Origin of the sequence: Achromobacter aegrifaciens (genome assembly GCF_902859965.1) — a bacterium.
GTDB classification, from domain to species: Bacteria; Pseudomonadota; Gammaproteobacteria; order Burkholderiales; family Burkholderiaceae_B; genus Achromobacter; species Achromobacter aegrifaciens.
Genome location: NZ_CADIKO010000002.1, coordinates 658,604 through 669,531, shown reverse-complemented (window position 1 = coordinate 669,531; position 10,928 = coordinate 658,604). Strand labels below are relative to the sequence as shown.

Below are 10,928 nucleotides of genomic sequence, written 5' to 3'. Positions count from 1 at the left end.
AGGGTCAGGAGAAAGCGATGAACGCAAGAAAACTGTTGAGCGCGGCGCTCTTCGCCGCAACAGGCCTCATGGCACTGGCAAGCGCGCAGGCGCAGACCCAGGCGCCTGCGGCCAATCAGGGCCAGGCGGCGCCATCGGGCAAGAAGCCGAACATCCTGGTGATCTTCGGCGACGACATCGGGCAGGCGAATATCAGCGCCTATGCGCACGGCGTGGTCGGCTATCAGACGCCCAATATCGACCGCATCGCCAAGGAAGGCGCGATGTTCACGGATTACTACGCCGAGAACAGCTGCACGGCAGGCCGCTCGTCCTTCATCACGGGTCAATCGCCACTGCGTACCGGCTTGTCCAAGGTCGGCGCACCCGGCGCGACGGTCGGGTTGCAGAAGGGCGACATCACCATAGCCGAGGCCTTGAAGTCGCAGGGCTACAACACGGCGCAGTTTGGTAAGAACCATCTTGGCGACCGCGACGAATACTTGCCGACGCGCCATGGCTTCGACGAGTTCTTTGGCAACCTGTATCACTTGAATGCCGAAGAAGAGCCCGAGCGTCCGTACTGGCCCAAGGACCCCAACGATCCCTACGTGAAGAACTTTTCTCCGCGCGGCGTGATCAAGGCCACGGCCGACGGCAAGGTGCAGGACACGGGCGCCTTGACCACCAAGCGCATGGAGACCATCGACGACGAAACCGTTGGCGCCGCTATCGAGTACATCGACAAGCACGGCAAGGAAGACAAGCCGTTCTTCGTGTGGATGAACACCACGCGCATGCACATCTACACGCATATCCGGCCCGAACACAAGGGCAAGAGCGGCATGCCCGGCAATGACTACGCCGATGGCATGTGGGAGCATGACCAGGACGTGGGCAAGCTCTTGAAGAAGCTGGACGACATGGGCATCGCCGACAACACCATCGTCGTCTACACCACCGACAACGGACCCAACGCCTTCACCTGGCCGGATGCCGCCACTACGCCATTCCGCAGCGAAAAGGACTCCAACTGGGAAGGCGCGTTCCGCGTGCCAGCCATGGTCCGTTGGCCTGGCAAGATTCCCGCCGGGGAAGTCAAGCGCGGCATGGTATCCGGCATGGACTGGTTCCCGACTCTGCTGGCCGCCACCGGCGACGCCAACGTGAAGGAACGGCTGCTGGACGGCTGGGCGCCGCAGGCCGGCGGCACCAAGTTCAAAGTGCATCTGGACGGCTACAACCAGCTGGGCTATTTGACTGGCAAGCAGGACAAGAGTGCGCGCGACGAGTTCTTCTACTTCAACGACGACGGCCTGCTGGTAGGCATGCGTTGGGGCGATTGGAAGGCCGTGTTTTGCGAACAGCGCGCGCCGGGGAACTTCAACGTCTGGCAGGATCCCTTCGTCTGCCTGCGCGTGCCGAAAATCTTCAACCTGCGCATGGATCCGTATGAGCGTGCCGACATCACCTCGGATCAGTACAACGACTGGCTGGCCAAAAACTCCTACCTGACGGCCATCGCCACCATGAAGGCGTCAGCGTTCCTGGAGACCTTCATTACCTATCCGCCCAGCCAGCGGCCGGCCAGCTTCAGTGTGGACCAGGTGCAGGAGCGGGTGAACAAGGCTATGGAGAAACACTTCGAAGATATGGAGAAACAGAAGTCGAAGTAGCCGGTTCCGGCGCAAGCCGGGACAGTACCGGGCGGCGCCTGTCGCGCCGCCCGGCAACGCAGCAGGAGCAGCATGATGGGCATGGGGGCAAGCGAGGCAGCGATGCAGGGACATGATGTGGACGACAAGGCGGCGCAAGGGCGCGCCCTGACGGCGGTCCGGCCGGCCGCGCTGCTGTTCCTGTCCGGAACGGCGGCCCTGGTGTTCCAGGTGCTGTGGATCAAGCAGTTGTCGCTGGTGGTGGGCGTGGAGGTCAGCGCCATCGCCGGCGCTGTCAGCGCATTCTTCCTGGGCCTGGCGCTGGGCGGCTGGCTGTTGGGCCGCAAGGCGGACCAGTTGCGGCGCCCGGTACGCTTCTACGCCATGCTGGAAGCGGGCGTGGCGCTGTCCTGTGTCGCCGTCACATGGCTGCTGGCGCGCAGCGCCGCCGCCTTTGTCGCGGTCGAGGCCCATAGCAGCCTGGCGGCCTGGCTGGCGGTAGGGCTGATGCTGGCCGTCCCCGCATTCTTGATGGGCGGTACCTTGCCGGTGCTGCTGCGCGCCGTGAGCCGGCATCAGGGCACGGACGTGAGCCGCTCTGGCGGGGCGATGTACGCCGCGAATACCTGCGGCGCGATCCTGGGCGCATTGCTGCCCGCGTTTTTCCTGATTCCGCGCTTCGGCGTGCAAGGTGCGGCGCTGGCCGCGGCCTCGCTCAACGTGCTGGCGGCGCTGGGCGCCTGGATGCTGGACCGCAGGGCAGGCGGCAGCGCGGCGCCCGCCGACAATCCGCAGGCCGCTGCGGCGCCCTTGTCGGGCGAGGCGCGCCTGGCCGTGGCGCTGTACGCGGTGGCTGGCGCGGTGGCGCTGGGCTACGAAGTGATCTGGTCGCAGATGATCGTGCCCTTCATGAGCACGCGTGCGTTCGCCTTCGCCATCGTGCTGGCCACCTATCTGGCCGGGCTGGCCATCGGCGCGGCGCTCTATGCGCGCTGGGCCCATCGCGTGCGCAATCCCTGGCCGGTGTTCGGCTTCCTGATCGCTGGCGCAGGCCTGATCGCGGTGCTGGAGGTGGCCTTGCTGGGCAAATGGCTGATCGTGGCCCAGACGCAGGCGGAAGCGGCGGTCTTTCAATGGACGGGCAGCGGCTTTGCCGGCATGTGCGCGCGCTTCGCGGTGGCGGCGGCCAGCCTGGTGCTGGCCCCCACGCTGCTGCTGGGCGCGGCGTTTCCCGCGGTGCTGCGCATCGCGGTGGGCGACCGGCAGGTGGGGCGGGAAGCCGGGGCCGTGCTCGCCTGCAACACGCTGGGCGGCATCGCGGGCACCTTGTTGACGGGATTCCTGCTGTTGCCCGCCCTGGGGCTGGTACGCACGCTGAGCGTGCTGGCGGCCATCGCCGCGGCGGTGGGCGCCGTTGCCGCCTGGCGCGGGCGTGCGGACGGCCGCGCCGCTACCGGATGGGCCACCGGCATCGCGGGTCTCGCCACGCTGGCGCTGATCGCCACGCTGCCGGCAGACCAGTTTGCGCGGCTACTGCCTGGGGCGAGCGGCGCGGGCCTGGTGTTCTACGAGGAAAGCCATGGCGGCACCGTGGCCGTGGTCGAGCGCGCCGGCAACGGCAACCGCTTCCACCGGCTCTATATCCAGGGCGTATCGAATTCGGGCGACGCCATGCCTTCGCTGCGCTACATGCGGCTGCAGGCGCTGCTCCCCTTGATCGTGCATGCGGGCGAACCCAAGTCCGCGCTGGTCGTGGGCTATGGCACCGGCATCACGGCGGGCGCCTTGTCGCAATACCGCGGGCTCGAAAAGCGGGCGGTCGCCGAGCTGCTGCCAGCCGTGCTGCGCGCCGCGCCGCACTTCCAGGGTACGTTCCAGGCCGCCACCGATCCTGGCCTGGACAAGCGGCTGCGCGACGGACGCCGCGAGCTGCAGGCCAGCGCCGAACGCTGGGACCTGATCACGCTGGAGCCGCCGCCGCCTTCCGCCGCGGGCGTGGTGAATCTGTATTCCCGCGACTTCTACCAACTGGCCGCAAGCCGGCTGGCGCCGCAAGGCATCGTGGCGCAATGGCTGCCGCTGCCCACGCAGAACGAAGACGACACCCGCGCGCTCATCGCCAGCTTCATCGAGGTGTTTCCGCATGCCCAGCTCTGGACCAGCGAACTGCATGAAATGCTGCTGCTAGGTTCCATGCAGCCGCTGACGCTGGACGCGGCCCGCATCCAGGCGCGCTACGGCCAGCCCGATACCGCTGCCGCGTTGCAGGCTGTGGGCGTGCCATCCGCCGCCGCCTTGTTGTCCACCTGGGTCACGGACCGGGAAGGCCTGGCGCGCTTTGCCGGCGATACCCCGGCCGTGACCGACGACCGCCCGGGCATCGAGTACACGACCTGGGTCCGCCCGCGCGAAGTGGCGCGCGTCCTGCCCGCGCTGCTGGCCCTGCGCAGCGAACCGCCGCTGACCGGCGCGTCCGACGCGCTGCGCGCCGACATGGAACTGGAGCGGGCGCGGCTCGACACGTTCTACCGAGCGTCGCTGGCGGCCTATGTGGGGGATCGTGAAACCTGGGGCAGGGAAATGAACAAGCTGGCGCGCGATGATGGCGACAACGCCTACTACCGCTGGTTCATGCCCAGCGCCAGGCAGTAGGGCTAACTACATATGCGCCGCCATGGCGCGACCCCGTGGGGCGAGCAATAGCCCGCGCAGGGCGTCGCCATCGACATGCCGCTCTGGCAGCGCAGGTCCGGCGCCCGTTCGCCATAGGGCACCATGCCCTGGCAATCGCATGAGGCAAGGCCGGCGCCGGACGGCAGTTTCTTGGGCAGCTCCGGCACAGCGGCGCGTTCGGCCTTGGCCTTGGGCGCGGGCGGCGGCGCTTCGTCGTTCGCATCGGCGCGCTCGATCACGCCCCGGACCTTGGCCGTCGGCATGCTGCAGGCTTTGGCAATGGCGTTGACCGTGCGGCCGTCGTTGGCCATCGCCACGATCTTCTTGTCGCTGCAGGCCGCCTCGGCGCGCGGCGCGGCGAGGACCCACAGCGCAAGCGCGGCCGCCAGGAAAATACCAGGACTGGTCAGTGTCATTGCACGCCTCCTGCACCCATGCCCGAATGAGGAAGTACGGCGTAGTCTGGTCAGGCGAGAGGGTTCTGGCCAAGAGCGTAGTGCCGGCTATTTGGGGGTGTCAACGCAGCCCGATTGCCTAATACTTCTTGCTTAAGCGGGCTCGGCGCCGGCGCTATTCCTAAGAATGAGGCGGCTTGGTGCGCGCGCCATGATGCGCGGGCACCAGCCCCGGCGCGATCAAGCTGCCGCGAACTCCGGATGCAGACCCGCCGCGAACGGATGCGCGACGATCTCCGATTGCGCCTGCGCGCGGGCCGCCTGCAACGCCTCCGCGCCCCGCGCCGTGCCCTGCACCGAAAAGAACGTCACGTTCTTCAGGCCCATCGTGCCCAGCACGTGCCTAAGATAAGGCGTGAGAAAGTCCGGCTGGCTTTGCCCGTCGCAGCCGAAGTCGCCGCCGGACGAGATCGCCACGTATACCGGACGGTCCTCCAGGCTGCCTTCCTTGCCGCGCGCCGTGATCTGGAAGGTGCTGCGCACCCGCACCACGTGGTCGATCCAGGTTTTCAACGATGCCGGCACGGTGAAGTTGTGCATCGGAGTCGCGATGACGACGTGGGTCGCGGCCTGCAGGGACTGGATCAGTTCGGTTGAGCGGCCCAGCGCGCCCCGATTCTCGCGTCCGTCCGTGGGATCCTGGCGCGCGCTCAGCGTGGCGGCGTAGTCGGAGTCGACCAGGGACAGGGCGGTCGCGTCGACGTCGACCACGGCCGCGTCGGGCGCGGCGGCGGTGAGTTGGTCGACGATGGCTTGCGACAGGCGATAGCTTTCGGAGGCGCGGCCACGCGGGCTGCAGATGATGCGCAGGATATTCATGAGGCGGAGGTTTCCAGGGATTTGCTGAATCGGATGGCGCTGGTCAACAGACCGGCGCGGAAGTAGAAGCGTTGGGCCAGGGCGTTGCCCAGGCCGGTGTCGAGCACCAGGCGGGCGCAGCCGTGGCCGCGCGCGGCGGCGTCCAGGGCTTGCAGGAGCCGGGCGCCCCAGCGTTCGCCGCGGCGGCCGTCCGCCACCACCAGGTCGTCCACGTACAGAAAGCGGCCGTAGATCAGGTTTTCCTGCACGCGGTAGCCGGCCAGCGCGACGGCTTGGCCATGGTCCATGGCGGCCAGCAGCCGGTAGCCGTCGGCGCGCATGCGACTCACGCGTTCGACGAAATCGGCTTCGTTTTTCAGATGGGGCCTGAGCTCGCGCATGAGCGGCAGGCAGGCCCTCAGGTCCTGCGGGCTTTCGAGGTGTTGCATAGTGGCGTCGGTCATGGATGCACTGGCGGTGTCAGGGTTCAAGTGCAGTCATCTTAGGAGCCGCATGCCATAATTAGAAGGGCCATAAATTGAATTCTGGACTATGCCATGATCAGCCCGCAGCCCCAGGACCAGCCCATGCCGCCGGACGGCGCCGAGCCTCTGTACCGCCAGGTCTACGAGCGCTTTCGCGGCGCCATCGCGCAGGGCACGCTCAAGCCAGGCGACCGCATTCCATCGGCGCGGGCGCTGGCCAAGGAGCTGGGCGTGGCGCGCGGCACGGTGGAGGTCGCGTATTCACTGCTGGCATCGGAAGGCTATATCCAGGCGCGCGGTCAGGCCGGTACGGTGGTAGCGCCCGACCTGCAGCCCCAGCACGCGCCGCCCCCCGCCGTGGCCATTCCTGCCGAGACGCCCGGCGACGGCCCGGGCTGGCGCGAACCCTCGGGCCTGCGGCCGTTCCAGATGGGCTTGCCGGCGCTGGATGAATTTCCCCGCAAGCTCTGGGCCCGCCTGGGCGCGCGGCAACTGCGCGGCCTGCAGGCCGGGGACCTGGCCTATCCGCCCAGCGGCGGCCTGCCAGCCCTGCGCAGCGCGACCGCCGCCTATCTGCAGGTGGCGCGCGGCATCCATTGCCAGCCCTCGCAGGTGTTCATCACCGCCGGCTACAACAGCACGATGGCGCTGATCCTGCAGACGCTGTTCGAAGCCGGCGACCAGGTCTGGATGGAAGATCCAGGCTATCCGCCAACCCGCGCGCTGCTGGAGCAGGCGCGCTTGAAGCCCGTGCCCGTGCCGGTGGACCAGGACGGCATCATGGTCGGCGCCGGCATCGAGCGGGCGGGGCGGGCGCGCGGCGCGGTGGTGACGCCTGCCCATCAAAGCCCCTTGAGCATGTCCTTGTCATTGCCGCGCCGGCAGGCCTTGCTGGACTGGGCCGAACGCTGCGGGGCCTGGATCGTGGAAGACGATTACGACGGCGAATACCGCTACGTCGGCCGTCCGTTGCCGGCCTTGAAGAGCCTGGATACGCAGGGGCGGGTGTTGTATGCGGGCACCTTCAGCAAGGTGCTGTTTCCCGGCCTGCGGCTGGCCTATCTGGTGGTGCCACAAGCGCAGGCCGGACGCTTCGCGCAGTCCGCGCGCTTGCAGGCGGGCGCTGCGCCGGGCCTGACCCAGGCGATATTGAGCGCCTTCATGGCTGAAGGCCATTTCGGCCGCCACATCCAGCGCATGCGCAAGCTGTACGCGGAGCGGCGCGCCGCGACGGTGGCGGGCCTGAATGATGCGCTGGGGCAGCGCCTGCGGATCGAGCCGCAGCCCGGCGGCATGCATCTGGTGGCGCGCCTGGAAGACGGCCAGAGCGACGTGGCGTTGGCCGGGCGGATGGAAGAGCAGGGCATGTATGCGGGCGTATTGTCGCGCTGGCACGCCGCCCCGCAGGGGCAATCGGCGCTGCTGCTCAGCTTCACCAATATCGCCACGCAGGCGCAGGCCCGTGAACTGGGTCTGCGCATACTGCAGCTGATGCAGTCCTAGTTCAGCCCGGCCTTGTCCAGGCCGTAGGCCGCGTCGGCCGAACCCGGCACGGTGCGCAATGCCACGTTCAGCCGGTTCCAGCCGTTGATCCCGACCACCAGCAGGGTCAGGTCGGAAATTTCCTTTTCGGACAGCTGCGCGCGCACGTCCTCATAGACCGCATCCGATACGCCCTGCGCCGACAGGGTGGTGACCGCCTCGGTCCAGGCCAGCGCGGCGCGCTCGCGCGGCGAGAACAGTGTGGACTCGCGCCAGATGGCGATGTGATGCAGGCGCAGTTCGCGCTCGCCGGCGATGCGGGCCTGCTTGACGTGCATGTCCAGGCAAAAGCCGCAGCCGTTGATTTGCGACGCGCGGATATCCACCAGTTCGCCGACCTCCTGCACGATGGGGGTCTTCTTCAGCGACATGCTGAATTCCAGGTACTTCCTGGACTGTTCCTCGGATACCTGGAAATAATTCAAACGCTGGGTCATGTTCCTACCTTTTCGATGCGTGTTGCCGAGCGGAATCTCGTGCCGTCAGGATGCCGCGGCTTGGACCAGGAAGGTAGTGCCATAAATGGAGTTTTCGCCTGGGCCATGCTCAGGCCGGCCAGCGCAACACGAAGCGTGCGCCGCCCAGGGGGCTGTCGTGGATTTCGATACCGCCGCCGTGGCTGGCGGCCACTCGCCAGACGATGGCCAGGCCCAGGCCGGCGCCGCCGGTGCCGCGGTCGCGGCTTTCATCCAGGCGGATGAAGGGTTCGAACACGCGTGTCCGGTCGGCGGGCGCGATGCCGCCGCCGTCGTCGTCCACGATCAGCTCGAAGCCGCCCGACGGGCACTGGGTGAGCTTGACCTCCACGTGGCGGCTGGCGTAGCGCACCGCGTTCTGCACCAGGTTCAGCAAGGCCCGGCTCATGTAGCGCGGATGCAGCCGCACGCGCGGCGGGTAGTCGCGATGCACATGGCACTGGATCGCACGCGCCTCGGCCTGGTGCGCCACCTGCGCCAGCGCTTCGCCCAGCCAGTCGCAGGTGTCCACGGTTTCCAGCCGGACGGTGTCGTCGGTGGGGCGTTCCAGCCGCGCATAGACCAGCAATTCGGCCACCAGCGTTTCCAGTTCGCAGATGTCGGCCTGCATGTCGCGCAGTATCTGGTGCCGCTTGGGCAGGTGCTGGTCCTGGCCCAGCATGGCGACCTCGAAGGACAGTCGCGCCAGCGGCGTGCGCAATTCGTGGGAGACCGCGTTGGTCAGGCTGCGCTGGTTTTCGACCAGCGCCGAAATGCGCTCGGCCATCTGGTTGAAGCTTTCGCCCACGTGCCGCATGCCGGCCAGGCGCGACAGCCGCACCCGCGCGCCCAGGTCTCCCTGGCCCATGCGCAGCGTGGCGTTGCGCAGCCGGTCCAGGTCGCGCCACAGGGGCAGGGCCCACAGCAGCAGCAGGATGATGCCCACGATCAGGCTCAGCGCGGTCCAGACGCCGACGGTGACCCATCGCTCCAGCACCGGCGCGCGCGGCAGGCGGACTTCCAGCCACTGCCGGGGCTGGCCCGCCAAGGGCGCGAGATAGACGTTGTAATCGTCGCGCATGATGATGCCCAGCGTGGCCAATTGCCGCTGTTCCTCTGTGCTGGGCGTGACGTCGGCATCGGCCAGCAGACCCAGGCCCAGGCCGTAAAGCGGCTGGATGTCGTCGCGCAGGCGCTCGGCGCGAGCGGCCGGCGCAATGCTGTCGAGTTCCGTGCGCAGCACATGCATCTGTCCCCGGACAGCCTGGTACGACAGATCCGCGCTGACCGAATCCAGCAGATACATCAAGCTGCGTTCCACCAGCTGCGACCCCGCGACATAACCGATGGCGGCGACGACGAAGATGCGGATCGCGAACTTGAACATGGGGGATACGGCCGGATGAGGACTCGCGATGCTAGGCGCATGCCGCCGGGCAGTCCGCCGATATTTGTAGGGTATTTGTAAAGTTGTTTGTAGCGGCTACGCGGGCGAGGTAAACCCGCCATATGGCCCGGCCCGTTCAGGCGGTTGAATCCGCCGCGGCGCCCGGCTATAAGCATGGGGCGGGGGCAGGACCCTCATGCCCCGCCTGCCGATGAAGCCGAATCCCATGCCGCCGCTGCCTCCCCACCAAGACGAACACGTCGCCAGCAAGCCCGCCACTGCCACGCGCGAGCAGCCCGGCCGGGGGTCCTGTCTGGAAGTCTTCCTGGTATTCCTGCGCCTCGGGCTGACGTCCTTCGGCGGGCCGGTGGCGCACCTGGCGTATTTCCGCACGGAATTCGTGGAGCGCAGGCGCTGGCTGGACGACTATGCGTATTCCGACCTGGTGGCGCTGTGCCAGTTCCTGCCGGGGCCGGCCAGCAGCCAGGTCGGCATGGCGATAGGCCTGAAACGCGCCGGATGGGCCGGCATGCTGGCGGCCTGGGTGGCGTTCACGCTGCCCACGGCCGTGGCGCTGATCCTCTTCGCGCTGGGGCTGGCGCAGTTCGGCTGGCTGTCCGCGTCGGGCGCCATCCATGGACTGAAGATCGCGGCGGTGGCCATCATTGCGCAAGCGGTCTGGGGCATGGGCCGCTCGCTCTGTCCTGACCGCGAACGGGCGGGACTGGCGGTGGCGGCGGCGCTCATCACCATCCTCATGCCGACGACCCTGGGGCAATTGAGCGCGATCCTGCTGGGCGCCATCGCCGGCCTGGCCGCGCTGCAGGTGCCGCCGCGACCTGCGCTGGCGGTGCCGCCGTTGAATGTGTCGCGCCGCGCGGGATACATGGCCCTGGCGCTGTTCGTGCTGCTGCTGGCGGTCTTGCCGGCCTGGGCGGCGATCAGCGGCATGCCGCTGGCGCAGCAGCTCTCAGGCTTCTACCGCGCGGGCGCGCTGGTGTTCGGCGGCGGCCACGTGGTGCTGCCCTTGCTGGAATCCGCCTCGGTGGCGGGAGGCATGGTTTCCAACGCCGATTTCCTGGCAGGCTATGGCGCGGCGCAGGCCATGCCGGGGCCGCTGTTCGCCTTTGCCGCCTTCCTGGGCGCAATGTCGTCGGGCCCCTTGTCGGGCTGGGCCGGCGGACTGGTGTTGCTGGCGGCGATCTTCCTGCCGGGCGCCTTGCTGGTTGCGGCGGCGCTGCCGTTCTGGGAAAGCCTGCGGCGGCGGCCCGGCGTGCGCAACCTGATCGCGGGCGTGAACGCGAGCGTCGTGGGCATCCTGCTGTCGGCCCTGTACGACCCGGTCTGGACCAGCGCCATCCGCGATCGGGTGGATTTCGGCCTGGCCTTGCTGCTGTTCGGCCTGCTGGTCTATGCGCGCTGGTCGCCCGTCTGGGTGGTGCTGCTGGCCGCGGCCGGCGGCTGGGCCTTGGCCTAGCGGAGCCGCGGGCGGCGCGGCC

Annotated in this window: 9 protein-coding genes; 4 read left to right on the top strand and 5 right to left on the bottom strand. The window is 68.1% G+C overall.

Going from position 1 to position 10,928, the window contains the following annotated elements; genetic code table 11:
* Positions 1 to 17 precede the first annotated feature (17 nt).
* Together HV793_RS14295 and HV793_RS14290 are read left to right on the top strand one after the other, a co-directional pair.
* Entirely contained in the window at positions 18 to 1,655 is a 1,638-nt protein-coding gene (locus HV793_RS14295) for an arylsulfatase (protein ID WP_175180961.1), read from the top strand.
* A gap of 75 nt (positions 1,656 to 1,730) precedes the next feature.
* Positions 1,731 to 4,286 carry a fused MFS/spermidine synthase gene (locus tag HV793_RS14290; RefSeq protein ID WP_175213761.1) on the top strand — a complete coding sequence of 852 codons (2,556 nt, stop codon included), beginning with the start codon at positions 1,731 to 1,733 and terminating at the stop codon, positions 4,284 to 4,286.
* Positions 4,287 to 4,288: 2 nt separating this feature from the next.
* Here the strand turns inward: HV793_RS14290 and HV793_RS14285 are convergent, their stop codons facing one another.
* From HV793_RS14285 to HV793_RS14275, 3 genes are all read right to left on the bottom strand, one after another.
* A complete protein-coding gene (locus HV793_RS14285; RefSeq protein ID WP_119449217.1) occupies positions 4,289 to 4,723 on the bottom strand; it encodes a hypothetical protein in 435 nt (144 codons plus the stop codon).
* Between the two features lie 219 nt (positions 4,724 to 4,942).
* Positions 4,943 to 5,581, bottom strand: coding sequence for an FMN-dependent NADH-azoreductase (locus HV793_RS14280; RefSeq protein ID WP_175213399.1), 639 nt, complete (start codon positions 5,579 to 5,581; stop codon positions 4,943 to 4,945).
* The gene (locus tag HV793_RS14275) at positions 5,578 to 6,024 is read right to left on the bottom strand and encodes a GNAT family N-acetyltransferase (protein ID WP_054454331.1); all 447 of its coding nucleotides are present in this window, start codon (positions 6,022 to 6,024) and stop codon (positions 5,578 to 5,580) included. The genes HV793_RS14280 and HV793_RS14275 overlap by 4 nt, the downstream gene beginning before the upstream one ends.
* Before the next feature lie 93 nt (positions 6,025 to 6,117).
* Between HV793_RS14275 and pdxR the strand changes: the two genes are divergently transcribed.
* Positions 6,118 to 7,548, top strand: a complete 1,431-nt coding sequence (gene pdxR, locus HV793_RS14270) for a MocR-like pyridoxine biosynthesis transcription factor PdxR (protein WP_175213398.1) — start codon at positions 6,118 to 6,120, stop codon at positions 7,546 to 7,548.
* Here pdxR and HV793_RS14265 read toward each other — a convergent pair.
* A complete protein-coding gene (locus HV793_RS14265) occupies positions 7,545 to 8,024 on the bottom strand; it encodes a carboxymuconolactone decarboxylase family protein (protein ID WP_119449220.1) in 480 nt (159 codons plus the stop codon). The genes pdxR and HV793_RS14265 overlap by 4 nt on opposite strands.
* 109 nt (positions 8,025 to 8,133) lie before the next feature.
* Entirely contained in the window at positions 8,134 to 9,429 is a 1,296-nt protein-coding gene (locus tag HV793_RS14260) for an ATP-binding protein (RefSeq protein ID WP_119449221.1), read from the bottom strand.
* 226 nt (positions 9,430 to 9,655) lie between these two features.
* On the opposite strand from HV793_RS14260, the gene chrA reads away from it, so the two are divergent.
* Positions 9,656 to 10,906: a chromate efflux transporter gene (gene chrA / locus HV793_RS14255; RefSeq protein WP_175213760.1), complete on the top strand. Its 1,251-nt coding sequence runs from the start codon at positions 9,656 to 9,658 to the stop codon at positions 10,904 to 10,906.
* The last annotated feature ends 22 nt before the right edge of the window (positions 10,907 to 10,928 follow it).

Excerpts from the sequence above, each read along its gene's own strand:
- HV793_RS14295 (WP_175180961.1), top strand. The coding sequence starts at position 18 with ATGAACGCAAGAAAACTGTTGAGCGCGGCGCTCTTCGCCGCAACAGGC.
- HV793_RS14290 (WP_175213761.1), top strand. The coding sequence starts at position 1,731 with ATGGGCATGGGGGCAAGCGAGGCAGCGATGCAGGGACATGATGTGGAC.
- HV793_RS14285 (WP_119449217.1), bottom strand. The coding sequence starts at position 4,723 with ATGACACTGACCAGTCCTGGTATTTTCCTGGCGGCCGCGCTTGCGCTG.
- HV793_RS14280 (WP_175213399.1), bottom strand. The coding sequence starts at position 5,581 with ATGAATATCCTGCGCATCATCTGCAGCCCGCGTGGCCGCGCCTCCGAA.
- HV793_RS14275 (WP_054454331.1), bottom strand. The coding sequence starts at position 6,024 with ATGACCGACGCCACTATGCAACACCTCGAAAGCCCGCAGGACCTGAGG.
- pdxR (WP_175213398.1), top strand. The coding sequence starts at position 6,118 with ATGATCAGCCCGCAGCCCCAGGACCAGCCCATGCCGCCGGACGGCGCC.
- HV793_RS14265 (WP_119449220.1), bottom strand. The coding sequence starts at position 8,024 with ATGACCCAGCGTTTGAATTATTTCCAGGTATCCGAGGAACAGTCCAGG.
- HV793_RS14260 (WP_119449221.1), bottom strand. The coding sequence starts at position 9,429 with ATGTTCAAGTTCGCGATCCGCATCTTCGTCGTCGCCGCCATCGGTTAT.
- chrA (WP_175213760.1), top strand. The coding sequence starts at position 9,656 with ATGCCGCCGCTGCCTCCCCACCAAGACGAACACGTCGCCAGCAAGCCC.